A 22849-nucleotide genomic window follows, 5' to 3' on the forward strand; every position below is an offset into this window, starting at 1 on the left:
CGCTCGCCTCGACCTCGCGGCAGGGATCGTCGAGTGGCCGCGCGACCCGTCGGTGGCGCGCATCCACTGGCAACGGGCCATCGACGAGTTCCAGGCACTTGGCCACGACCATTACCTCGCGTACTCGATGGCCTTGGTCGCGGTCACCCACGTTGGGGAGGCAGAAGGCTACGACGCGGCGCTACGTCTCTGCGATGAGGCCATCGAGCTGGCGCGGGCGGCAAAGGACGATCGGCTCATCTGGCGGACGCTGAACATGAAAGGCGAGCTCGCCAGGGTCCACGGCGACGACGACCTGGCTCTGACCGCCTACGAGGAGGCCAGGGTGTTGGCTGAGACGGCGCACGACGATGCCCAACTCGCCATCATCACGGGCAACCTCAGCTTCCTTGCTGTTCACCGCGGCGATTTCGACCTGGCCCGTGAGCTCAGTGCGGAAGCGGTGCGCCTCGGTTGGTCGCACGGCCGAAGGCTCATGGCGGGCTGGACGTTGGCCCAGCTGGCGGGGGCCGAGCTCGGACTGGGAAACCCGGAGCTGAGCGCACGGCTGATCGGGGCCGCGGACCATGCACTGGTGCTGGCGGGGGTGGACCGTCACCCCTGCGACGTTCCCGAATACGACCGGGTGGTCGCCGGGCTACGTGACGAGCTCGGGGACGGGCGCTTCACCGCGCTGCGTGCCAACGGTGAGAGCCTGTCGCTCGACGCCGCAGTCGCGCTGGCCCTCAACGATTGAGCCGTCCCAACAGGTCCACACGCCACCGCGTAGGTGGCTCGAACACCCGCTTGGGCAACACTGGGGCAACACAACGGCCGAGAACAACCACTATGTGCCATTGTGAACCGACTACGAATTGTGCTTCTGACCTGCGGAAACGTCACTATTCGGCGATTGTCCCGGGCCGTTTTCTCGGGCTCCGGAGGCGGGAGCGTAGGTTCGAATCCTACCGGGGGCGCCCTCCTCAGACCGTGTCTGATGCGGAATCGCGTCTTGTCCTGTAGTCGCTCAACTCGGTTACTTCTGTTTCGGGCCGCACTAGCACCGCACCGGGCCGCAGGATCTGGCCTACTTCGGCCGCAGTTGTCCACACAGGCCTGCGTCGATCAAGACCCACCAGCGGCGCGAGGTCCCTGGACGACCTTCACCTCGGCTCCGGCGGCGATCGCCAGGCTCGCCGCGGTGTGCAGGCCTCGACCTCGGCGTGGGAGACCTGTGAGAGCCGCACGGAACTGCTTTCGCGGGGTCCAATTCGAGGCCCGCCTGTCGTCCATTCGGGCGTGAAGGCCCTGCGAACGGCCCGGCGCTGGGCGCCCTCGGAGCGTGCCATCGCTGAGGCGTGCCGAATAGTTCGGAGCACCCTCTGGACACCGTCGCCGACCGGAGTTCGAATGAGCTGTTCCCTCACTTCCAGACCAGGAAGGCCAGTTCGATGTATCGCTTCCAGATCCTTGGAGGGGGGCGTCGGAACGCGATCCGTCTCGGCGCCGTCCTCGGTTGCCTCGCAGTGACGATCGGTGTCGGCATGCGGCCAGCGACCGCCGACACGGACCCGCAGCCGTTCGAGTTCACCCACAACGTGACGAACGCGCCGGCACCAGTCGCGGGCGCGGTCTTCGGCACCGGCCCTGCCACCAAGACGGGCACGGCGATCTGTACGACGCCGACACAGGCGACGCCGAACGTGAACACCGACTGCGACGCGGTCGCGGGTCCACACAACGAGACCTCGATCGCCGTCAACCCCACGAATCCGCTGAACATGATCGGTGGCGCGAACGACTACCAGCTCGGGCTCAACCCGGGCGGGCATGTCACCGAGTCGGTGCTGTCCCGGGCACACGTGACCTTCGACGGCGGTCGGACCTGGTCTGAGTACCCGCTTTACTCCAACTCTGCGTATCAGGCCACCGGAGACCCGGCGGTCGCCTTCGACGCCAGTGGACACGCCTACTACGCCACGTTGGGCTTCCGTTTCGTGGGACCAGTGAGCGCCACCAACCCGGACGTGCTTGTCGCCGACTCAGGTGACTCCGGCCGCACCTGGCGAGTGGCCCGAGTCGCCCAGGGCAGCGGCAACGAGGGCAGCGTCGGTGACCTCCTCGACAAGGAGTACGTCGCGGCCTGGGGCAACGGAAACGCGATCGTCACCTTCGGCGACTTCCGCCTCGGCAACAAGGGCGCCCTAGTGGATGCTCGGATCTACGCCAGCGTCACCCATGACGCCGGCGCCACCTGGTCGGCACCGGTGTTGATCTCGGGGGCCCTCGACGAGGCATTCGTGTCGGTGCCCACCGTCGCTGCAGACGGCCGGATCTACGTCGCCTTCCTGAACACCGGTGACCTCACCACCGGTCGTGACACCTACGAAGTCGTGGAGGTCGATCCCGCGACCGGCGCTCGCGTCGCCGGACCGTTCGCCGTGGCTGGGGTCATCGACGGCGCCACCGACTACCCGATCGCACTCGGCAGTCAGACCTACCACGACAGCATCTTCCGCACCTGGGCCGCCGGCAACATCACCGCCGACCCCACCAACGCCGCCCACCTCGCCGTGGTCTGGTCCGACATGCGCAACAGCCCGACACCGGCACCGAGCGACCCGTACACGGCGACGACGAACTCCGACGTGATCGTCAGCCAGTCCTTCAACCGGGGGCGGACCTGGTCCGCACCGATCGCGATGCCGGCCGCGGGTGACCAGTTCATGCCGTGGGGTGCGTACGACACCAGCGGGCACCTTCGCATCGGCACCTTCGACCGATCGGTGGATCCGGCCAACCACTTGTACGGCTACTCAGTGGCGACCGAAGCCGGCGCACCGGGGAGCCTGGCGTTCACCAGCCGGGTCGTGAGCACGGTGAACTCGGACCCGACGCGCGACGACCTGTGGTTCGCCCGCACGCTCAACCCGGCATTCCCGAACGCCACCGCGTTCCTCGGCGACTACAGCAACATCGCGGCGACGCCATCTGGCGGCGTGGTGGCCTACTGGACCGACATGCGCAATCAGGCCTGCTTCGCCGGTCGATGCGGCCACGGAGAGGACGCCTACTTCGCCACCGCACCCTGACCGACACCGCGATTACCGACCTCAGGGGGCACCGGAAATGTTCCGGCGCCCCCTGCGGGAAGACGGCCCACGCATCGCTTTTCTGTCGCGGCCGCGGTTGAACGCGGCGTGCCCGGTTCACAGCGACAGGTGCTCCGTTCGTCATCGGTGCGTCGGACGGGGTGTGACGTCTTGCTAGGTCGAAGTGCGCGTCTCGGCCGGTGCTGGTGTGTCAGGATCCGTTGATGGGCGCGGATTCGTTTCCACGGTTGTCCGCCCGTACCTTGAACTTCAGCTTGGGGCTGCCGCGCGAGTTCTTGGTGAGCCCCGATGGCCGACGGGTTGTGTTCTTGCGCTCGGAGTCGGGTACGACGCACGAGCTTGGGCTGTGGGTCTGTGATGTGCCGGGGGGTACCGAGCGTCGGGTCTGTGATCCGACCCGGCTGCTGGGTGAGTCCGGTGAGGCGCTGACGGGCCAGGAGCTGGCGCGGCGTGAGCGTGCTCGGGTCGTGACCGCCGGGATCACCGCGTTCAGCGCCGATGAGGCGGTGAGGACCGCGGTATTTGCGTTGTCGTCGCGACTGTTCGTGGCGGACCTGGTCGGCGACGCTGCCGTGCGCGAGCTGACGACCGGTGCCGCCGTGGTGGATCCATGCCTGGACCCGACCGGCCGCCGGGTCGCTTTCGTCGGCGACCGCGGCGTGCATGTGGTCGACCTTGCGAGCGGTGTCTCTCGGCTGCTGGTTGGCCCGGCGCCGGGCGAACCTGAGGAGGTGGCCTGGGGGTTGGCTGAGTTCGTCGCGGCCGAGGAGCTGGGCCGGTCCCACGGTTTCTGGTGGGCCCCCGACGGCGAAGCACTGCTGGTTGAACGGTTCGACGAGACGCCGGTGCCGGTTTGGTACATCGCCGACCCGGCCCATCCCGAACAGCCGCCTCGAGTGACCAGGTATCCGCAGTGCGGCAAGGCCAACGCCTTGGTGTCGCTGGCCGTGGTGCCAGTCGACGGTGGAGCGCCCGTGCCAGTGGACTGGCGTAGCGATGTCGAACTGGACGGGAAGGTCTTCGAGTACCTGGCTCACGTGTTGTGGACCGGCGCGGGTCCGGTGATCACGGTGCTGACCCGGGATCAGCGAACTCTGCAGTACCGGACCCTGGACCCAGCCACCGGCCGCACCACCGTACGTGAGGAGGTGTCCGACGATGCCTGGGTGGAGCTCTTGCCCGGGACACCGAAGCTCCTGCCCGACGGCCGCCTGCTGACCAGTGCGGACGTGGCCGACACCCGGCGGCTCTACCTCGACGGGACGGCGTGCACGCCTGCGGATCTGCTGGTCGATGAGGTGTTGGCCGTCACCGACGACGCGGCGATCGCCGCGGTCATCCCTGGAATCGGGGCCCGGGCGATAGCCAGGCTCAACTTCGACGGCACCATGCGGCTGCTCAGCGACTCAACCGGGTACGCCGTCGGGGCAGCAAGTGCCGGGGCCGTCGTGGTTTCGCAACGCACCCTGGAGGGACCCGAGGTGGTCACCACTGCCCAGCTCGGCGACGGTCAGACGGTCATGATTGCCTCGTACGCCGAGCCGGCTCCGCTGTTTCCCAACGCCCAGACGTTTCGCACCGGAGACACCGGAATGCCCACCACGGTGCTGTTCCCCACCGGCCATCTGTCGGGTTCACGGCGGCTGCCGGTGCTGATGGACCCCTACGGCGGCCCGCACGGCCGGCGCGTGATCAACAGCGCTCACGCCTACCTGGCCTCGCAGTGGTTCGCTGACCAGGGGTTCGTGGTCATCGTCTGCGATGGACGAGGTACGGCCGGAAACGGCCCCGAATGGGACCGCCGAGCCCTCCACGACAGAGTCGGCACCGCAGACGACCAAGCCGTCGCCGTACGCGCCGTGGCCGAGCGGTTCCCCGACGATGTCGATACCACCCGCGTCGCCATCCGGGGCTGGTCCTTCGGCGGTTACCTCGCAGCCCTGGCGGTGCTACGCCACCCCGACGTCTTCGGCGCTGCCATCGCCGGCGCACCCACCAGCGACGAACGCCTCTACGACACCTGCTACAGCGAGCGCTACCTCGGCGATCCCGCTACCAATTCCGACGTCTACGACCGAAACAGCCTGATACCGCTGGCCGCCGGACTCTCCAAGCCGCTCATGATCATCCACGGCCTTGCCGACGACAACGTCTATCCCGCGCACGCGCTCGCCCTATCCGAAGCCCTGCTTGCCGCCGGACGGCCACACCAGTTCCTGCCACTGACCGGCATGACCCACTTGGCCAACGACGAAGTCGTCGCAGAGAACATGCTTCTGATCCAGATCGACTTCCTGCGCCAAGCCCTCAAGCTCGACCTTCCGCAACGGCAATAGCGGCGGTACGACGCATGTGGAGCGCGCGACCCGCGGCATAGGCATGTGAGTGTGTGAGTGGGGACCACATCGGTGAAGCCACTCGGGCGCTCGCAGCACAGGATGAGTGCGTGTTCGGAGAGCCCTCGCGACTGAGCACGAACCGACTGGTGCCGGAGGACCGGTCCGGCGCAGGATGAGGTCATGGCCAGCTATGGCGTGAACCCGGATGCCGTGGCCCACTGCCGCAGCCTTATCGAGAAGAAGCAGTACGTGCTCGACAGCGACTGGGGCAACGTCCAGCCGGACGCGGACGCGCAGAACGCCTTCCTCGACCACCACTCGTGGGAGGAGTACGCCGCTTGGCACCTCGGGCTGACGGAGGGTGCGGCGGACGGGACGAAGGCTCGCTACGCGTTCGTCTACGGGGACCTGCGCCGTGTGCACCGCACCGCCCTGATCGCATGCGTCTACCGGGCAGCGGAGTGGCGCCACAAGGACGTCGAGCTGGCGGCCCACGACCTCCTCCAGCTGCTAGACCGGACTTCGGCCTGACCTATCTGTGGTGTGCCACAGTCGAGCGGAGTCGCCAAGTAGGCCGCTGCGATGTCCGGGTGCACCGCGGCCGCCGGGGACCAGCTCGTCGGGCCGTTGACCACGACCTCGACGAATCGCACGACGTTCGAGTTGGTCCGGAGGCGGCCCTTGGGTATGCCTGTTTCGGCGTCGTGGACGGCCACCCAGCGCTCGTAGGTGGTGCCGTCCATCACCGGGCCGCTGCAGCAGCCCGTCGGGGTAGGCGACGAACCGGTCGGCGAGCCCGGTGCCCTCGGCGAGGTAGTAGTCGTCCGCCCGGGAACGGCCTGCCTCGAGGTCGTGGCGCGCGGCCGCCACCGACCCTCGGTAGACCTTGATGCCGCCGTGCATCGCATGCCCTGTCGTCCGCGCGACGGCTACGGAGCTCCGTAGCATGCGTGCCGCTCGTTTCGCTTTGCTGCTGAAGACATAGGCAACGTCGGAGCGAGCGCAGCGGACGGTTGCGGCGAGACCGATCGAATCTCTTGGCTGGGGACTGCAACTTTCAGTCACGCTCGTTTCGCGGGTCACGTGGTCCCTCGGTGGGCGTCCGCACCCGTCGACCCGGCCGCCGCCCCCGATGTGCTCAGGGGAGCAGATGCCTGGCGGGTGGCGATGGCGAGGGTGGCAGTGACGACCAGCGCCGTCCCGGTCCACTGGATCGGGCTGAGCCGCTCGCCCGTCAGGTATGCACCGGCGAGGCCGAAAAGCGGTATGAGGGGCAGGAAGGAGGCCGCGTAGGAGGCGGGGACGAGCCGCAGGCCGGTCAGGTAGAACCAGAAGCCGAGGCCGTAGTACAAGACGCCCGAGACTCCGGCAGCCAGCAATGTGGTGGCGCCAAGTCCTTGGAGCTCGCAGCCGTTGGCTCCGAGAAGCTCGGCGACGCTGGCCAGCAGTACGGCGAAGGTGAGTGCGGCCAGCTGCTGCGCGATCACCACGGTGAGCGAGGCGTCGTCCAGGAGTAGGCGCCTGGTCAGGATCGTGTACAGGGCACAGAAGCCCACCGAGGTGACCGTGAGCAGGATGCCGATCAGGTCGCCGGACACGCCGGGCTGGTAGACGACCAGGAGGACACCAGTGACCGCGATCGACACCAGGAGGGCCAGGCCCAGTGGGATGTGCTCACGCAGGACGAGGGCGGCCAGGATCAGGATGAGCACGGGTTCGGTGGCCCAGATCAACACCGACATGCTGGCGGTGATCGTGGTGAGGCCGACCAGGCCCAGGGCGTAGGCCGCTCCGGGGTTGAGGACGCCGAGCGCGGCCAGCTTCTGGACGGGCGGGGTGAGCGTGACCGGCTCTCGCCGGACTGCGGTGACGATGAGCAGCAGCGCGCTGCTGGCCGCGAGCTGGAGCGGGAGGAGGGTCAGGGGTGCGACGTCGTCGACGACCTGTTTGCTGACGACGGTTCCGAGGCCCCAGCACGCTGTTGCGGCGACGAGAGCGGAGATGGCGATGCGCGCGGGCGCGCGAGATGGATGGTGGTGAACATGCATGGCGAAAGCTCCTGGATGGCGGGCGGCGGGCAGGACTGAGCGCGGCGCCCGAAGGGGGCGCCGAACGGTTCAGTCCGCCACGTCGTCGGCATCGCAGCAGTCGTAGCAGGGCAGCCGGTCCTGCTTGGCCGGCCGCCGAGGCCGCGTCCCCGTCGTCCTCATGGTCGCGTTGGGGACGCGGGTCGCGCTGGAGTGGTGGGACGCCATCCTGCGTCCCACCCCTCCGTGGGTCTGGCCCGGTGGGTTACCGGGCGACGCGCGATCCGACATGGCCGATGGTGAGCAGCTCGGGCGTGGCGGGAGCGCAGCAGCCGCCGCCTTCAGAGTCGTCGAACGTGCCGGAGCCTCCGCAGACTCCGGTCTCGGGTAGCACCAGCTCGACGCGGTCGGCCGCCTCGTGGTCGCCGGCGATGGCGGCGATCACCGAGCGGGCCTGCTCGCAGCCGGTGAGGGTGAGGAACGACGGCGCACGCCCGTAGGACTTCATACCGACGAGGTAGAAGCCGGGCTCGGGCTGGGCGAGGACCTTGGCGCCGTGCGGCTCGACGCTGCCGCAGGAGTGGATGTTGGGGTCGATCATCGGGGCGAGCTCGCGGGGTGCCTGAAGGACCGGGTCGAGATCGAGGCGAATCTCGTTGAGGTGGGCGAGCTCAGGCCGGAAGCCGGTGACGGCGACGATCTCGTCGACGTCGGTGACGATCTGGCCGCCGAAGTCGGTGACCCGGAGTCGGCCGTCGGGCTGTGCCTCGACGGTCGAGGCGCGGAACGACGTGAGTGGGGTGACCACGCGGCTCTCGGCGGCTCGCCGGGCGGACTTGCCGAGCTCGCCCCGGGCCTCGAGCTGGTCGTTGTCGCCGCCGCCGAACGCGTTGCCGACGGTGGGCCGGCGCACCAGCCAGGTCACGCGGGTCTCGGGAGCGCCCTCGGCAAGCCTGGCAAGCTCGACCAGCACGTTCTGTGCCGAGGCGCCGGCGCCGGCGACCACGACGTGCTTGCCGGCGTACCGCGCGTGGCCGGCCCCGCTGCGGACATCGGGGATCCGGTAGCTGATCCGGTCTGAGTGCTCGACTTCGCCGAGCGCGTGGAGGCCGTCGCCGCCGAGCGGGTTCGGACCTCCCCAGGTGCCGGAGGCGTCGACCACGGCAGAGGCCGTGATCCGCTCGACGCCGTCGGGAGTGCGGACCTGGAGGACCAGCGGCTCGGTGTCGCGCCCAGAGTCGACGAGCCGGTCGCGACCGGACCGGGTGACCCCGGCGACGCGGTGGCCGTAGCGGACGTCGACCTCGGCCGTAGCGGCCAGTGCGTCAGCCAGCGGCTGGAGGTAGCCGTCAACCCACTCGGCGCCGGTCGGGTACGCCGCCGCAGCGGGCGGCTGCCATCCGCTCTGGTCGAGCAGGGCAGTCGCGGCCGCATCGGTGAGCTCCGACCACGGCGAGAAGAGTCGGACGTGGCCCCACTCCCGGATCGCCGCGCCGGCGGTCGGCCCGGCCTCGAGGACGACCGTGTCCAGGCCGCGCGACTGGGCGTGTGCGGCGGCGGCCAGTCCGATGGGTCCGGCGCCGATGATCACGACCGGGTGCTGCATGTCGGGACTCCTTATATCGATGAACGTCGATGTGTTGCTTGGATCGTATCGACCTGGGTCGATCAATGCAACCATCGATGTCGATCGATAGGATGGTGACATGAGCACGTCGACCATCGCCAGTGAACCGACCACCCTTCTCGGCGACGAGGTGGCGGGGACCTACGCCGAGTGGTTCGGCACCATCTCCGACCCGACCCGCCTCAAGCTCCTGCACGCGGTCGCCTCCTCCGCGTCCGGCACCCTGACGGTGGGCGAGCTTGCCACGCGGCTCGGGATCAGCCAGTCGACGTGCTCCCACCACGTCCGCAAGCTCTCCGACGTGGGCTTCCTCATCGTCGACCACGTCGGTCGCACCACTCGGGTGTCGGTCAACCAGTCCTGCTGCACGGGCCTTCCCCACGCGGCGGACGTGGTCATGGGCACCCTGGACGCGCGACCGTGCTGCCCGACGGACTGGCCGGCATCGGTCACGACGCGCGCGATGCGCGACGAGGACCTCACGATCGTGCGAGACATCTACGCGCAGGGCATCGCGACTCGGAACGCGACCTTCGAGACCGCGGTGCCGACCGTGACGCAGTTGCGCGGCAAGTGGCTCCCCGAACATCGCTGGGTGGCCGAGCTCGAAGACCGGGTCGTGGGCTGGACCGCAACCAACCCTGTGTCGAGCCGGGCGTGCTACTCGGGGGTCGGCGAGACCTCGGTGTACGTCGCCGAGGACGTCCGCGGTCAGGGAGTGGGCAAGGCACTGATGTACCGCCAGGTCACCGAGGCCGACGCGCGGGGGCTGTGGACGTTGCAGACCTCGATCTTCCCCGAGAACCGCGCCAGCATCGCGCTGCACCACTCGGCCGGCTACCGAACGGTCGGGGTGCGCAGCCGGATCGCCCAGCTGGACGGCATCTGGCGCGACACGGTGCTTCTCGAGCGTCGGCGTGATGACGCTGAAGTCGGCGTCGCAGCTGACGCCTGCGCCTGCTGAGAGCTCCGAGCTCAGCCCTGGGCGGCGCGCGGGCGTGCTCTACCGGGATGCCGAGCTCGGACGGCGGCCTCGAAGGCGTGGGTGATGCCGACCGGCACGGGGCCCTCGGAGCGCCGCCTGCGGACCAGGCCGGAGGTCTCGAGCACGTTCAGCACTGAGTCATCTCGGCACGATCAAGATGCAGCAGTGACCCCGCCCGCTGAGTGCCCTCGCCCGGCGGTGACGGTCGGCCGCATGATCACCGACACGTTCGCCGGCGTCGCCCCCGCCTCGGCCGCGGCGTTCATCGGCATGGAGCTGATCGGGCTGATGGTCGGAGTGGCCATCATCCTTGCGCTCTATCCGGACGCCGGAGACCGGGCCGACGACGTCGTCGTACCGCACGAGCACTGACACCTGGGGTAGGCCAGACTGCGCAGGTGACGTCCGAGGCCGCGCCCCCTATGGTGCCGGCCCTCGAGGCTCGCAGCCTGCGCCGCGTCGTCGCCGTCCTGTGCGTCACCGAGGTCGTCTCGTGGGGCGTCATCTTCTACGCCTTCACGGTCCTCAGTACGACGATCCGGGACACGGAGGGCTGGTCCCTGACCTGGCTGGTGGCCAGCTTCACCGCCGCGCAGCTCGTCGCTGCCGCGGTCGGGCTCTGGGTCGGGAGACACATCGATCGGCACGGACCACGCTGGGTGATGACCGCGGCCTCGGCGCTCGGGGTCGCGGCGGTGCTGGCCATCGCGTCCGCGCCCAGCCTGTGGCTGTTCTTGCTGGCTTGGCTGGTCGCCGGTGTGGCCATGTCCGGCACCCTCTACGCACCCGCTTTCGCCGCCATCACCGGCTGGGCCGGCGATCAGCGTGTCCGTGCCCTCACCGCACTCACCCTCGTCGCCGGCCTGGCGTCCACGATCTTCGCGCCACTGACCGCCGTGCTCCTCGACCACTACAGCTGGCGCACGACGTACGTCGTGCTTGCGGCGATCCTGGTCGTCACCGTCCCGCTTCACTGGTGGGGTCTGACGCCACCGTGGACACCGCTCCACCACCACGACGACGCAAACAGCGGCGCGGCTCGCACCCGCGTCGTCCGGCAGCCCGAGTTCGTGCTGCTCGTGGCCGCGATGACACTGGGCGGGTTCTGCGTCTACGCCGTGGTGGTGAACCTCGTCCCGCTGCTCAACCAGTCCGGCCTCGGCACCACCGAGGCGGCCATCGCCCTCGGCATCGGCGGCGCCGGCCAGGTCGCCGGCCGGATCTTCTACGGTCCTGCGCTGCTCCGCTTCTCCTCCCGAACCCGAACGGTCGGCACCCTCGTCGCCGCCAGCATCACCACACTCGCTCTCGCCGCGGTCGACCGGCCCTTGGCGCTGGTGTGGGCCATCTCCTTCGCAGCCGGCATCGCGCGCGGCATCTTCACTCTCATCCAGGCCACCGCCGTGAGCGATCGATGGGGCACCCAGGACTTCGGCGCCCGCAACAGCATCCTCTCGGGCGGCGTCATGGCCGCCGCCGCGTTCGCGCCATGGATCGGAACCCTGCTCGCCTCACTCCTGGGCACCTACGCCGCCGCGTTCGTGGTCCTGGCCGTCGGCGCCCTGCTGGCCTCGGCCCTCGTGCGGCCGCACCACGAGACGTAGAGACGGATCCCCGCGCGCCGTCAGTTGTCACGTGCGTTGCTGAGGGTGAGTTGTCGGCGGTGGTGCCGGTAGTGCTCGGTTCCGTAGTGCAGCACGTCCTGGACGGTCATCCAGTCGCGGAAGTACGGGTCCCACCCGACCGGGAAATGCATCCCTCGGGCAAGCTGCTTGTCGGAAGCGCACTCGAGGGTGCGGATGAGGCCGTCGGTGACGCTGTCCATGACGCGTTCCATGCCGCCGTGTCCGAGCACGCGGGCGCCGCCGAGCGATCCCAGGAAGTTGACGACGTGGAACGGTCGCGTGGCGGCGTTGAGAGCCTGAGCGAAGCGGCGCGACCATCCGGGGGGCAGCATCGCGAACCCGCGCACGAGCCAGAGCAGCCGGCGCACGACCAGGTAGCCGAACAGCATGTGGAACAACAGTTGGTCGTTGGTCCACCGGGTTCCGTCGCTCCTGCGGCGCAGCTCCGCCGTCGTGGCGTCGTCGACCAGGCGATGGAAGTCCTCCCGGGCATCCCGGATCTCCTGTGCGATGGAGGCTGGCGTCACGGCCACGGGTCCATCATGGCTGGGCAGACGCCCACCTCCGGCTACGCGCAGCAGGACAGTTCCGCGGTCGCGCTCGCTGGTGTGTCGGGACCGACGCCTCTCGGGTCGTTTGACGAGCTGTGCCGGCGGTCCGACTGGATGACTTTGGCCCGCAGGTCCAGGGCTTGTTCGCTGGGTGCCAGATCGAAGTCTTCTCGCATCGCGTGGTCGAGCTGGTCGAGCTGCCGCAGTGCCGCGGCTCGATCGCCGCGCATGGCGTACTGCTGGGCCAGCGCGAGGTGGGCCGCCTCGTCTGCAGGATCGGCAGCCAGGACCTGGTGCCAGTCCTCGGCCTGGTGGAGCATCTCGAGGTGCAGCCGGTGCACGTGCGTTCGGTGCGGTTCGGCCCATGGCTCGTAGATGTCGCGCGGCAGCAGCTCGCCGCCGTACAGCGAGAGAGCCCGCTTGGCCGCGGCAACACCCCCGCTTCTCAGCGCATCCTCCGCGTGTCTCCGGAACTGCACCAGGTCGACGCGCACGTCATCGTGGGGACAGAGAGACACACCGTTGGCGCTGAGGACGACGGCGCCTCGATGGCCCAGGTGCTTGCGGGCGTAGTGGGCCGCCTTGTGCAGGCGCGGCGCGGCGGCATCGGTGTCGAGATCCGGCCAGAGCGCGTCCATGACCACCTCGCGGTGCAGGGTGCGGAGCGGAGTGATGGCCAGCAGCTTGACCAATGCAGAGCTGTCCCGGCGGGACCAGTGCCTCGACGCGACAGGGTGGCCGTTGACACGAACGTCGAAACCACCCAGCACCGACAGCTCGACCCGGGTGGCCACCATGGCTCCAGCCCCTGGTACCTGTGGTGCCACCTCGACGGTCGGGTGCCCGCCGATCACGGCTGTCCGGGTGACCATCTCAGGCATCCGGCTCCCCGTCGGTGCAGCAGGGGTCGTCGGATCCGCCGCAACAGGTACTCGTCGATGCCTGGCCCACCGCCGGAGCGTCGTCCAGGACCGTGTAGAACTCCCAGGCGCCCAGCGGGACGTCGGGCGCGTCGACCCAGACCTTGTCCTGAACAGCGTGGCAGCACGTGTCGGTGTCGGGCGTCGTATGCCGCAGCCCGACGGTCGAGAAGCGGTCGGAGGCCGCACGCACGTCTGCTTCCGACTCCACCTCCACACCGAGATGGTTGAGCGCCCCTGCGGCCCCGGGGTTCTCGAACAGCACCAGCTTCAGGGGTGGGTCAGCGACCACGAAGTTGGCGTAACCGGATCGCTGCTTGGCCGGCGGGACGCCGAAGAGGTCTGCGTAGAAGCGGGTGGCGGACTCCACGTCACGGACGTTGAGTGCGAGCTGGATGCGGCTGGTCATCGGTCCCCCTCGGGATCTGGCTCCACCTCGTGTGGAGTGCAACCCGGTAGACGGACAAACCGGCAGAGGGACGCAGGACCGGACCGTCGCGGAGCGGAGTGCGTCCATTCTCGAGCGACGTCGTCTCTAAGATGAGCAAGCGCGGAGGATTGCCCATGAGCGACGCACCCAGCGACACCGTGATCGACCGCCGGGACCAGGACTGGGTCGAGACCCGTGCCCGGTTGCGCCGGTTCGTCCTCGCACGGGTGAATGACCCGGAGCTCGCCGAAGACATCACCCAGGACGTCATCGTCCGCAGCATCGCCTCCGGAGCCCTTGACCACGTCGACAACGTCTCGGCGTGGCTGTACCGGTCGGCTCGCAACGCCGTCATCGACCACTACCGGACTCGTCGCAGGTTCGACCAGGACGCGGTCCTCGAGAGCTGGCCCGAACCGGAGTCTTACGACGACCTGCCCAACGACGCCACCCGCGACCTCGCGCACTGCCTGCAACCGATGATGGGCGCCCTCCACCCCACGGGCCGAGATGCCCTCATCCGCGTCGACATGGAGGGGCAGACCCACCGGCAGGCAGCCGAGCAGCTCGGCATCTCCGTGTCCGGAATGAAGTCGCGAGTCCAGCGCGCCCGGCGGGAGCTCAAGGAGCAGCTCACGTCCTGCTGCCAGGTACGCACCGACTCGACCGGGGCGATCGCCGACTACATCCCCAAGGCCCAGAGCTGCGGGTGTCCCGATGGGCACGATCCCTCCGTCGCGCACGCGGATCGTCCTTCACGGGCGAAGCGCGAGGAGCGCCGAAGCACCGAGCCGCACGGTGGCTGAGGTGCGAGGCGCCCCAGCGCCGAGCCTCGAAGCCAGCCGACCCGACGCTTGGACTCGCCCGGGTGCCATCGCTGCGGAGGTCTCGACAGGCTCGACCAGTGGTGCCACCACGGTGGCCGAGGTGCGAGGTGCCCCAGCGCCGAGCCCCAGCCGCGTCAGAGGTCGCTGGACCGCAGCCGGAGGGCGTTGCTGATCACGCTCACCGACGAGAGCGCCATGGCAGCCGCCGCGATCATCGGCGACAGGAGCCAGCCGAACGCCGGATAGAGGACGCCTGCGGCGATGGGGATGCCGGCGGCGTTGTAGACGAACGCGAACACCAGGTTCTGACGGATGTTGGACATCGTCGCCTGCGAGAGGTGTCGCGCACGCACGATGCCGGTCAGGTCCCCGCGGAGCAGCGTGACTCCGGCACTCTCCATGGCGACGTCGGTGCCCGAGCTCATCGCCAGCCCGACGTCGGCGGCCGCCAGCGCCGGTGCGTCGTTGACCCCGTCACCGGCCATCGCCACGACCCGGCCGGCCTCGCGCAGTCGTCTGACCACGTCGCTCTTGTGGTCCGGAAGGACCTCCGCCTCGACCCTGTCGATGCCGAGCCTGCGAGCCACCGCCTCCGCGGTGACCCTGTTGTCCCCCGTGAGCATCACGACGTCGACGCCCTCCTGGCGCAGCGAGGTCAGAGCCGCCGACGTGGTCTCCTTGACCTGGTCGGCGATGGCGATGGCCCCGGCGAGACTGTCATCGACGGCCACGAAGATGACGGTGGCACCGTCGCCCCGGAGCCGGTCGGCCTCCTCGGCGAGACCTGCGGTGTCCAGGGCGTGGCCGGTCATGAACGCCGCACTGCCCAGTGCGACGCGGTGGCCGTCGACCACGCCGAGCGCGCCCTTGCCGGTGGCGGAGTCGAAGTCGCTCACCGGCGGCACGACGACCCCGGCGCGCTCCGCGGCCGCCATGACGGCCTGGGCCAACGGGTGCTCGGAGGCCTGCTCCACCCCGGACGCGAGCCGCAGGAGCTCGTCCGACTCGTAGCCCTCGGCGGCCACGATCCGGGTGACCGACGGCTTGCCCTCGGTCAACGTGCCGGTCTTGTCGACGACCAGGGTGTCGACCTTCTCCATCCGCTCCAGCGCCTCGGCGTTCTTTATCAGCACCCCGAGCCGGGCACCTCGGCCGACGCCGACCATGACCGAGATCGGAGTGGCGAGGCCGAGGGCACATGGGCAGGCGATGATCAACACCGAGACCGCCACGATCAGGGCGTGCGCGAGCCGTGGCTCGGGCCCGACCGTGCCCCACACGATGGCCGCGACGACTGCGACGCCGATCACGGCCGGCACGAACCATGCCGAGACCCGGTCGGCCATCCGCTGGATCGGCGCCCGGGAGCGCTGGGCCTCCGCGACCATCTGCACGATGCGGGACAACATCGTCTCGCGACCGACCTTCTCCGCCACCATGACCAGGGAGCCGGTCTGGTTGAGGGTGCCCCCGATGACGACGTCGCCGGTCGTCTTCGTGACCGGCATCGACTCCCCCGTGACCATGGACTCGTTCACCGACGAGCGGCCGTCCTCGACAGTGCCGTCGACGGGCACCTGCTCGCCCGGCCGGACCCGCAGCCGGTCGCCGAGCTGCACCAGGTCGAGGGTGACCTCCTCCTCCGATCCGTCGGCCCTCAGCCGGCGGGCCGTCTTCGGGGTCAGGTCGAGCAACGCCTTGATCGCACCGGACGTCTGCTCGCGCGCCCGCAGCTCGAGGACCTGTCCGAGCAGCACCAGGACGGTGATGACGGAAGCGGCCTCGAAGTAGACCTCGACCGTGCCGTCCATGCTGCGGAAGGAGTCCGGGAAGACGCCCGGCGCGACGGTCGCCACCACCGAGAACAGCCAGGCGGCCCCGGTGCCCATGGCGATCAGGGTGAACATGTTGAGCTTCATCGTCCGCACCGAGATCCAGCCGCGCACGAAGAAGGGCCATCCGGCCCACAGCACGACGGGGGTCGCCAGCGCCAGCTGCACCCAGGTGGAGGCTCGCCCGGAGATGACGTCGTTCAGCGAGGGGAACAGCTCCCCGCCCATCGCGAGCAGCAGGACCGGGACCGCCAGCACCAGCCCGATCCAGAACCTGCGCGTCATGTCGGCCAGCTCGGGGCTCGGCCCGGAGTCCGCGGTCACGGTGACGGGCTCGAGCGCCATGCCGCAGATCGGGCAGGCGCCCGGTCCGGGCCGACGGATCTCCGGATGCATCGGGCAGGTCCACTCCACCGCCTCGTCGACGGCCGGAGCGGCCGGCGCCTCGGGCCGCAGGTAGGAGCCCGGGTCGGCGGCGAACTTCGCACGGCAGTGCTCGGAGCAGAAGTAGTAGGTCTGTCCCTCGTGCTCGGAGTGGTACGTCGCGGTCGCCGGGTCGACCTCCATGCCGCAGACCGGGTCGGTGACCAGACTCCCCCGAGCGACCTCGTGGTGGACCTGGTGACTCATGTTCGCCTCCCTCAGCTCGACTTGACCACGTCAGGACCGCACGAGGCGAGCGATGGCCTCGGACGCCTCCTGCACCTTCTGCTGCGCCTCGGGCCCCCCGGCTCGTGCCGCGTCGACGACGCAGTGGGCGAGGTGATCGTCGAGCAGCCCGAGCGCCACCGACTGCAGCGCCTTCGTCATCGCCGAGACCTGGGTCAGGATGTCGATGCAGTACTGCTCCTCCTCGACCATCCGCTGCAGACCTCGAGCCTGGCCCTCGATCCGGCGCAGCCGCTTGAGGTAGTCGTCCTTGCTCCGGGCAGCGAGGTAGCCATGTTGATGGGCGGTCTGCGTCATGGTTGGTCCTTCCAGTCGGAACGCTCAAAGTAACTATACCCCCCTACCGTATGCATCGGCGAGACCCTGTCCCGCGAGCGACCCGGTGCGGAGCTGCTTGATCTCCCCCGCTCCGGGGGAGGAAGCGATAGCTCTGCGCCGCTCGGATGGGCGTTGACGCAGTGGCGCGGACCGGTGGCGCCCGGGAGGATCGACGTGACTCCTACGGTCGTCTCGCCAGCGGGCATCACGTGGCAGTGGTCCTACGCCCTACGAGGTCTGGTCACGGCGGCGCCGGCCGCGCTCGCGGCGCTGTGGGACGTGCAGCTCGCGGCGGCGCTGACGGTGGGGCTGCTTCCCGTCTGTCCCTTGCCGCTGCCTCCGACCAGGGCCGGGCGCGTCCGCCTCGGCGCGTACGGCGTCCTGGCCGCGGCCTCGATCCTTCTCGGCGGCGTCCTGGCACAGTGGCCGCCGATCGCCGTGGCCGGACTGGTGCTGGCCGGCGGTGCGCTGGGGAGCGCGGTTGCCCGGTACCGGCGACCGGTGATGCTGCTCGGCCTCCTGCTCTGCTTGCCGCTCTACGCGGTGGGCCTGAGCTACTCCGGTGCGGACGCCGTCCTCGGGATCGCCGCCGACATCCTGCTGGGCAGCGCGTGGGCGGTCGCGGTCGCGGTGATGTGGCCCCAGGGGTTGGGCGGAGCCGAGCCGGAGGCGCCGACGCCCGGACCGCCGGCGGTCGACATGGTCGTCTACGGCTGGGCGGCAGGCGTCGCCGGCGCGTCCTGTGCCGCGATCGGGTTCGCGGCCGACCTCGAGCACGTCGGCTGGGCCCCGGCCGCGGCGCTGTTGGTGATGCGGCCCAACCCGCCCGCGCAACGGCTGCGATCGGCCGGCCGGCTCGCCGACGTCGCCGTCGGCGCACTGCTCGCGATCCTCCTGGTGCTGGCCGGTCCGCCGGCCTGGGTCTACGCGATCGTGATGCTCCTCGTCGGGGTCGCCGCCACCGCCACGTCGGGCAGCCGCTGGTACGTCCTCCCGACCTTCACCACCTTCCTGGTCTTCGTCCTGCTCCTGGCCCAGCACCCGGCGGATGCCGAGATCCGGTTCTGGGAACGCCTTCTCGAGACCGGACTGGGTGTCGGCGTGGCCGCCTTGACCAGCTTCGTGCTGGTGCCGGCGCTGGAGGGTCGCCTGGTCCGCTCGCGCGATCGAGCCGCGGGCCGTGGCTGACGGAGCTCGCCGGCATCACTCCGAGGCCATCGGGCTCATCAGGCCCACGGGTCAGGCGTCGGCCTTCTCCGCCTCCTTGGCGGCTGCCTTGATGTCGTCGGCCTCGACCTTGTCGATCGCGGACTCGACGATCGCGTCCGCCGCCTCGAGCGCCCTGCGGATCCGGACGGCGCCGGGATCCGAGACCAGCGCGAGCAGGCCGGAGTGGCCGGGCTGGATCGCGTCCTCGAGCTGCTTCTCCAGCTCGTTGTGGTGGTGGCGCTGGCGCAGCTTGCCGACCAGGGCGCCGGCGGAGCCGGCCACCGCCGCGCTGCCGAGGATCGACGGCGGGAAGACCACGCCGAGCGCGATACCGCCCACGAGCCCCCACTTCAGCCCCGACTTCGTGCTGTGGTCGGTCGCCCTCTGGATCTCCAGCTTGCCGTCCGTGGACCGGTTCACCACGACCACACCCTCGATCTCGACGGTGCGGCCGTCCTCGACGGACTTGAGGGCCTCGTAGGCGTCCATCGCCATCTCGGTGTCGCTGAAGTCGGCGACGATGAGGGTGTAGGCACCGTCGGATACGGCGGCCGCGCTCATCTCGAAGTCGGGGGTGCTCGTCTCGTCTGTCATGGCGCAGCTCCTTCGTGGTGTGGTGTCCCACTCTTGAGCGCTGCCGCCGAGACAGGTTCACCCGCTACGGGTGATCGGACCCGATCCGGCCGCGAGCCGCCGCGCGGCGTACGGTCACGAGCCCACGCGCCTGTGCGTGCACCTCACCCCAGATGCGCTGGAAGTCGACCGGGCTGAGCTCGCCGTTGTCGAAGGCGCGCTCGGCGTCGATCAGCCTGGTGCCGAGGGCGACCAGGCGCTTGCACCGGACCAGGTCCTCGGGCGTCCCCGTCCCGTAGAGGTAGTCCGCGTGTACGACGACCAGATCGCGACGCTGGCGCCGCAACGTGTGTCGCAGCCACAGGAGCGGGCCGAGGAAGACCACGGGGGCGACGACCAGCGCGGCCGGCAGCCCGACCGGGCCGCGGAGGACGACCAGAGCGGCCAGCGCGAGGAGGACGCCCCCGACCGGCCACGCGCGCCAGAGCCGCAGGAGCCGACGGTCACGGTCGTCGGTGCCGGGTGGGAACACGACCAGGTGATACTGACGGCCGCCCACCCGCACCGGCCCGCCGGCCAGCGAGCCCCAACGGGAGCCGATGCGCGGCACTCTCCTACTCACACCTCAACGGTGCCTGGCAGCGCACCCGATCGTGAGGGCAGAAGCGCCAACCTCCGTCCAGAAACGGTCACGCTCCGGGGCGGTGCTGCATCCACCGGTAGGTCGCCGGCTGCCCGGCGTTGAACTCGGCCTCCTCCTCGGGGCTGCACCGGACGAACCCAGCGCTCGCGTAGCACGCGACAGCGACGTCGTTGTCGGCGTGGACCCTCAGGAAGATGTTGGTCTGCCCGTCGGCCCGGGCGCGGTCGACCAGCGAGACGGCCAGCGCTCGGCCGAGCCCCTGGCGGCGCCGGGCGGGGTCCACGACGAGGTGGGCCAGCTCGGCCTCGGCATCGTCGGGCTCCAGCCACAGCTCGCCGTACGCGACCGGGTCGCCCGACCGGAGCAGCAGGAATCCGGAGATGTCCGGGTCCTCCAGCCAGCCCGCGAGCACCGCGTCGGGATCGGTGGCGCCGGCCGGCACCCACTCGGACGAGAACGGCGAGCCGGCGCACCACCCGACCACCGCGTCCGCGTACGACCCTTCGTAGCGGACCAGCGCCAGCTCTGCGGCCATGCGGGGACGGTATGACGAACGTCGCCGGGCGTCAGCCCGGTATCGGCCCCAGCAGCTCGACTCCGTTCGCGGCGGCGACCTCGAGGACGTCCTCGATCGAGGGGGTCTCCGACTCAGCCAGCGCCGCCGCCGCGCGCGAGAACCCCTCCATGACCGCTCCCGGTGCGTGCACGCAGAAGGCGACGGCCGGCTCCGAGGACTCGTTGCGGATCGTGTGCGGGGTGTTGCCGGCCAGGGCGACGGTCTCACCGGCCGAGGCGGTACGCCGCGTCGTCACGCCGTCGGCGCCGGTCACGTGGAAGGTGAGCTGGCCCGACAGCACCCGGTAGACCTCGCTCGGCGCGTGCCGGTGCATGACGGGCGGGCCGCCCCCCGGGGGCATCCGCAGCTCGACTGCGAAGAGGTCACCTCCGGTCTCGGCGCAGGTGGCCAGGATGTCGGCCTCCTCGGTCCCGACCCGGAGGGTCTCCACCGGAGACCTCATTTCGACAGGTAACTTGTCCATAGCCTCGAAGATAGACAGGTGACTTGTCCATGTCAACGCAATTCCCCGCGCCCGACGCCCCCGAGCGCCGGCGCAACCTGGTCGTCCAGCTGCGCGAGGCGTACTCCGCCATCAACGACCTGGTCCCCGAGCACCTGGTCGCCCACGGGTTCACCGACTTCCGGCCGGCACACAGCAAGGTCTTCGAATACCTCGACGACACCGGGACGACGGTGAACACCTTGGCCAGACGGGCCAGCATGACCAAGCAGGCGATGGCCCAGCTGGTGGCCCACCTCGAGGACCACGGCTATGTGACCAGACAGCCGGACCCCGACGACCGGCGCGCCAAGCTGGTCCTCCCCACGGACCGCGGCCGGCGGGTCTTCGAGGTCGCGCAGAGCTGGGTTCCGCAGGTGCATGCTCGCGTGCAGGGTCTGCTCGGAAGCGACCGGTTCGAGGAGCTGCGCCGCGATCTCGAGGCGATCCGTCGCGAGTTCGCGGATCAGCACTAGCCGAGCAGCTGCCGCAGGGCTCACTTCTCCGGCCTGTCCACGGCGAGGGGCGCCCTGCTGCGCGTAGCGGGCGGTGCCGGGCACCGCGTCACGGAGCAGGACGTCGTCGCGCTGGTTGCAGCCGTCGCCGTCGGTGTCGAGCCATGACGAGCCGAACGCGTCGCGCACGTAGCCGGACGGCGGCCGGCGCGAGCGCGGCGGCCAGCAGCGCCGCGATGGCCGTCGACCGGGCGGTCAGGCCCTCGCCGCGTCCTCGGCGGCGGGGAGCCGGCACGGCTGGGGCGCGCCGTCGCAGCACGGCTCGATGTAGAGGCAGGACGGGCAGCGGTTGTGCGCCTGCTCGGCGTACATCTGGGTCCCGCAGAACGGGCACGGGAGGTCGAGGGCCACGGGGACAGCATGACCCGACGCGCTCGCACTCGGGGGCCCGATGAACGGCGTGTCGGGATGACGGACGAGCAGGACCCTGCCGCGACCAGGTCGCGACAGGGTCCGTCCCGCTTCAGGACATCGCCTCACGCAGCCCCGTCACCACATCCTCGAGAGGATCGTCCGCGGGTTGACCGGCCCCGACGCGAAGTTGGTCGGGTCGCTGCCGGCGCGGATCTCGCCGAGGTCGGACACACCGCCGTGGTCGGTGTCCCAGTTGAGCGGGTTGCTGCCCCGGTGGCCGTGCTTGCGGTTGGCCTTGCCGGAGATCTCGACCTTGTCGGAGAGGCGGTCGCCGTCGGAGTCCTTCTTGAGCGGGTTGGACTTGTAGCGCTTGTGCACGTGCTTGGCCTGCGAGCCATGCACCTCACGCCCGTCCTTGAGCCCATCCTGGTCGGTGTCGGCACGGCAGGGGTTCGTCCTGACCAACCCGATCCGGCGGGACTTCTTCTTGGTCACCACCTTCACGCGCATCTTGATGCCCTTCAGCTCCTGGGCATCGGTCAGGCCGTCGTGGTCGGTGTCGGCGAGATGCGGGTCGGTCGCGCAGTGGTAGCCGTTGGCGCCCGACAGCTCGTCGACGTCATTGACCCCGTCGTGGTCGCTGTCCGCCGAGACCCACTGACCGGTCAGCGTCATGGAACCGGTGACGGGTGACGCGAAGTCGTACGCCGAGCCGCCCTGGAACCACCCCTGGAAGAGGTATCCCACCCGGGTCGGGTCGGCCGGCCGGCCGGCCTGGTCGAGGTAGGCCACCGACTGGCTGGCCACCGCCGAACCTCCGTCGGAGTCGAACGACACCGTGTAGACCTGCTTGGCCCAGTGCGCCGTCAGGGTCATCGCACCGGTGACAGGCGTGCCGAAGTCGTAGGTCTCACCACCGGCGAACCAGCCCACGAAGTCATGGCCGGTCCGGGTCGGAGCCGATGGCTGCGCGGCCAGCTCCTGATAGGCCACCGACTGGCTGGCGACCGAGCTGCCGCCGCTCGAGTCGAACGACACGGTGTAGACCTGCTTGGCCCAGTGCGCCGTCAGGGTCATCGCACCGGTGACAGGCGTGCCGAAGTCGTAGGCCTCGCCACCGGCGAACCAGCCCACGAAGTCGTGGCCGGTCCGGGTCGGAGCCGATGGCTGCGCGGCCAGCTCCTGATAGGCCACCGACTGGCTGGCGACCGAGCTGCCGCCGCTCGAGTCGAACGACACGGTGTAGACCTGTTTG

At 69.9% G+C, this 22849-nt stretch carries 23 protein-coding genes; 10 read left to right on the forward strand and 13 right to left on the reverse strand.

The genetic code is table 11. From position 1 onward, the window contains the following. The 4 genes from VFV89_RS03465 to VFV89_RS03480 all read left to right on the forward strand — a co-directional run. The coding region (locus VFV89_RS03465; protein WP_329704507.1) for a hypothetical protein at window positions 1–736 on the forward strand (736 nt) is incomplete at its 5' end. 787 nt (window positions 737–1523) lie between these two features. Then, window positions 1524–3071, forward strand: a complete 1548-nt coding sequence (locus tag VFV89_RS03470; protein WP_329704508.1) for a sialidase family protein — start codon at window positions 1524–1526, stop codon at window positions 3069–3071. 224 nt (window positions 3072–3295) lie between these two features. After that, complete coding sequence (locus VFV89_RS03475) at window positions 3296–5428, forward strand: prolyl oligopeptidase family serine peptidase (protein WP_329704509.1); 2133 nt, start codon at window positions 3296–3298, stop codon at window positions 5426–5428. A 183-nt stretch (window positions 5429–5611) separates the two neighbouring features. Then, complete coding sequence (locus VFV89_RS03480) at window positions 5612–5962, forward strand: hypothetical protein (protein ID WP_329704510.1); 351 nt, start codon at window positions 5612–5614, stop codon at window positions 5960–5962. 548 nt (window positions 5963–6510) lie between these two features. Here VFV89_RS03480 and VFV89_RS03485 read toward each other — a convergent pair. Continuing rightward, window positions 6511–7479 carry a DMT family transporter gene (locus VFV89_RS03485; protein WP_329704511.1) on the reverse strand — a complete coding sequence of 323 codons (969 nt, stop codon included), beginning with the start codon at window positions 7477–7479 and terminating at the stop codon, window positions 6511–6513. Window positions 7480–7723: 244 nt separating this feature from the next. Beyond that, the gene (locus tag VFV89_RS03490) at window positions 7724–9064 is read right to left on the reverse strand and encodes an FAD-dependent oxidoreductase (protein WP_329704512.1); all 1341 of its coding nucleotides are present in this window, start codon (window positions 9062–9064) and stop codon (window positions 7724–7726) included. Between the two features lie 100 nt (window positions 9065–9164). On the opposite strand from VFV89_RS03490, the gene VFV89_RS03495 reads away from it, so the two are divergent. The 3 genes from VFV89_RS03495 to VFV89_RS03505 all read left to right on the forward strand — a co-directional run bounded on the left by VFV89_RS03495 (window position 9165) and on the right by VFV89_RS03505 (window position 11674). After that, the gene (locus VFV89_RS03495; RefSeq protein WP_329704513.1) at window positions 9165–10049 is read left to right on the forward strand and encodes a helix-turn-helix domain-containing GNAT family N-acetyltransferase; all 885 of its coding nucleotides are present in this window, start codon (window positions 9165–9167) and stop codon (window positions 10047–10049) included. A 234-nt stretch (window positions 10050–10283) separates the two neighbouring features. Continuing rightward, complete coding sequence (locus tag VFV89_RS03500) at window positions 10284–10442, forward strand: hypothetical protein (protein WP_329704514.1); 159 nt, start codon at window positions 10284–10286, stop codon at window positions 10440–10442. A gap of 26 nt (window positions 10443–10468) precedes the next feature. After that, window positions 10469–11674 (forward strand): MFS transporter, encoded by a 1206-nt coding sequence (locus VFV89_RS03505; RefSeq protein ID WP_329704515.1) that lies wholly within the window; start codon window positions 10469–10471, stop codon window positions 11672–11674. Between the two features lie 20 nt (window positions 11675–11694). On the opposite strand, the gene VFV89_RS03510 is transcribed toward VFV89_RS03505, so the two are convergent. From VFV89_RS03510 to VFV89_RS03520, 3 genes are all read right to left on the reverse strand, one after another. Further along, the gene (locus VFV89_RS03510; protein ID WP_329704516.1) at window positions 11695–12228 is read right to left on the reverse strand and encodes a DinB family protein; all 534 of its coding nucleotides are present in this window, start codon (window positions 12226–12228) and stop codon (window positions 11695–11697) included. 35 nt (window positions 12229–12263) lie between these two features. After that, on the reverse strand, window positions 12264–13043 hold the full coding sequence (locus VFV89_RS03515) for a BTAD domain-containing putative transcriptional regulator (RefSeq protein WP_329704517.1): 780 nt from the start codon (window positions 13041–13043) through the stop codon (window positions 12264–12266). 76 nt (window positions 13044–13119) lie between these two features. Beyond that, window positions 13120–13575, reverse strand: coding sequence for an ArsI/CadI family heavy metal resistance metalloenzyme (locus tag VFV89_RS03520; RefSeq protein ID WP_329704518.1), 456 nt, complete (start codon window positions 13573–13575; stop codon window positions 13120–13122). Window positions 13576–13730: 155 nt separating this feature from the next. Between VFV89_RS03520 and VFV89_RS03525 the strand changes: the two genes are divergently transcribed. Continuing rightward, window positions 13731–14402: a sigma-70 family RNA polymerase sigma factor gene (locus VFV89_RS03525; protein WP_329704519.1), complete on the forward strand. Its 672-nt coding sequence runs from the start codon at window positions 13731–13733 to the stop codon at window positions 14400–14402. A gap of 155 nt (window positions 14403–14557) precedes the next feature. Here VFV89_RS03525 and VFV89_RS03530 read toward each other — a convergent pair whose 3' ends face one another. Then, the gene (locus VFV89_RS03530; RefSeq protein WP_329704520.1) at window positions 14558–16885 is read right to left on the reverse strand and encodes a heavy metal translocating P-type ATPase; all 2328 of its coding nucleotides are present in this window, start codon (window positions 16883–16885) and stop codon (window positions 14558–14560) included. Window positions 16886–16915: 30 nt separating this feature from the next. Continuing rightward, window positions 16916–17221 (reverse strand): metal-sensitive transcriptional regulator, encoded by a 306-nt coding sequence (locus VFV89_RS03535; RefSeq protein ID WP_329704521.1) that lies wholly within the window; start codon window positions 17219–17221, stop codon window positions 16916–16918. A gap of 195 nt (window positions 17222–17416) precedes the next feature. Here VFV89_RS03535 and VFV89_RS03540 point away from each other — a divergent pair, with 195 nt between their 5' ends. Further along, on the forward strand, window positions 17417–18430 hold the full coding sequence (locus VFV89_RS03540; protein WP_329704522.1) for an FUSC family protein: 1014 nt from the start codon (window positions 17417–17419) through the stop codon (window positions 18428–18430). 51 nt (window positions 18431–18481) lie between these two features. Here the strand turns inward: VFV89_RS03540 and VFV89_RS03545 are convergent, their stop codons facing one another. The 4 genes from VFV89_RS03545 to VFV89_RS03560 form a co-directional block, all read right to left on the reverse strand. Continuing rightward, a complete protein-coding gene (locus tag VFV89_RS03545) occupies window positions 18482–19045 on the reverse strand; it encodes a DUF1269 domain-containing protein (RefSeq protein WP_329704523.1) in 564 nt (187 codons plus the stop codon). Between the two features lie 64 nt (window positions 19046–19109). Further along, a complete protein-coding gene (locus VFV89_RS03550; protein ID WP_329704524.1) occupies window positions 19110–19646 on the reverse strand; it encodes a DUF6611 family protein in 537 nt (178 codons plus the stop codon). Window positions 19647–19713: 67 nt separating this feature from the next. After that, the gene (locus tag VFV89_RS03555; protein WP_329704525.1) at window positions 19714–20202 is read right to left on the reverse strand and encodes a GNAT family N-acetyltransferase; all 489 of its coding nucleotides are present in this window, start codon (window positions 20200–20202) and stop codon (window positions 19714–19716) included. A gap of 31 nt (window positions 20203–20233) precedes the next feature. Continuing rightward, a complete protein-coding gene (locus VFV89_RS03560; RefSeq protein WP_329704526.1) occupies window positions 20234–20674 on the reverse strand; it encodes a cupin domain-containing protein in 441 nt (146 codons plus the stop codon). Window positions 20675–20736: 62 nt separating this feature from the next. Here VFV89_RS03560 and VFV89_RS03565 point away from each other — a divergent pair, with 62 nt between their 5' ends. After that, window positions 20737–21201, forward strand: a complete 465-nt coding sequence (locus tag VFV89_RS03565; protein WP_329704527.1) for a MarR family winged helix-turn-helix transcriptional regulator — start codon at window positions 20737–20739, stop codon at window positions 21199–21201. A 234-nt stretch (window positions 21202–21435) separates the two neighbouring features. Here VFV89_RS03565 and VFV89_RS03570 read toward each other — a convergent pair whose 3' ends face one another. Further along, window positions 21436–21591 (reverse strand): hypothetical protein, encoded by a 156-nt coding sequence (locus VFV89_RS03570; protein ID WP_329704528.1) that lies wholly within the window; start codon window positions 21589–21591, stop codon window positions 21436–21438. Between the two features lie 138 nt (window positions 21592–21729). Continuing rightward, window positions 21730–22849, reverse strand: a 1120-nt coding sequence (locus VFV89_RS03575; RefSeq protein ID WP_329704529.1) for an InlB B-repeat-containing protein, incomplete at its 5' end; no start/stop codon positions are given.

The organism is Nocardioides sp. (assembly GCF_036274455.1).
In the GTDB taxonomy this organism is placed as follows: Bacteria; Actinomycetota; Actinomycetes; order Propionibacteriales; family Nocardioidaceae; genus Nocardioides.

Bases quoted from the DNA above. Each gene is read 5' to 3' on its own strand.
- VFV89_RS03470 (WP_329704508.1), top strand. From the start codon at position 1,524: ATGCGGCCAGCGACCGCCGACACGGACCCGCAGCCGTTCGAGTTCACC.
- VFV89_RS03475 (WP_329704509.1), top strand. From the start codon at position 3,296: ATGGGCGCGGATTCGTTTCCACGGTTGTCCGCCCGTACCTTGAACTTC.
- VFV89_RS03480 (WP_329704510.1), top strand. From the start codon at position 5,612: ATGGCCAGCTATGGCGTGAACCCGGATGCCGTGGCCCACTGCCGCAGC.
- VFV89_RS03485 (WP_329704511.1), bottom strand. From the start codon at position 7,479: ATGCATGTTCACCACCATCCATCTCGCGCGCCCGCGCGCATCGCCATC.
- VFV89_RS03490 (WP_329704512.1), bottom strand. From the start codon at position 9,064: ATGCAGCACCCGGTCGTGATCATCGGCGCCGGACCCATCGGACTGGCC.
- VFV89_RS03495 (WP_329704513.1), top strand. From the start codon at position 9,165: ATGAGCACGTCGACCATCGCCAGTGAACCGACCACCCTTCTCGGCGAC.
- VFV89_RS03500 (WP_329704514.1), top strand. From the start codon at position 10,284: ATGATCACCGACACGTTCGCCGGCGTCGCCCCCGCCTCGGCCGCGGCG.
- VFV89_RS03515 (WP_329704517.1), bottom strand. From the start codon at position 13,043: ATGGTGGCCACCCGGGTCGAGCTGTCGGTGCTGGGTGGTTTCGACGTT.
- VFV89_RS03520 (WP_329704518.1), bottom strand. From the start codon at position 13,575: ATGACCAGCCGCATCCAGCTCGCACTCAACGTCCGTGACGTGGAGTCC.
- VFV89_RS03525 (WP_329704519.1), top strand. From the start codon at position 13,731: ATGAGCGACGCACCCAGCGACACCGTGATCGACCGCCGGGACCAGGAC.
- VFV89_RS03530 (WP_329704520.1), bottom strand. From the start codon at position 16,885: ATGAGTCACCAGGTCCACCACGAGGTCGCTCGGGGGAGTCTGGTCACC.
- VFV89_RS03535 (WP_329704521.1), bottom strand. From the start codon at position 17,221: ATGACGCAGACCGCCCATCAACATGGCTACCTCGCTGCCCGGAGCAAG.
- VFV89_RS03545 (WP_329704523.1), bottom strand. From the start codon at position 19,045: ATGACAGACGAGACGAGCACCCCCGACTTCGAGATGAGCGCGGCCGCC.
- VFV89_RS03555 (WP_329704525.1), bottom strand. From the start codon at position 20,202: ATGGCCGCAGAGCTGGCGCTGGTCCGCTACGAAGGGTCGTACGCGGAC.
- VFV89_RS03565 (WP_329704527.1), top strand. From the start codon at position 20,737: ATGTCAACGCAATTCCCCGCGCCCGACGCCCCCGAGCGCCGGCGCAAC.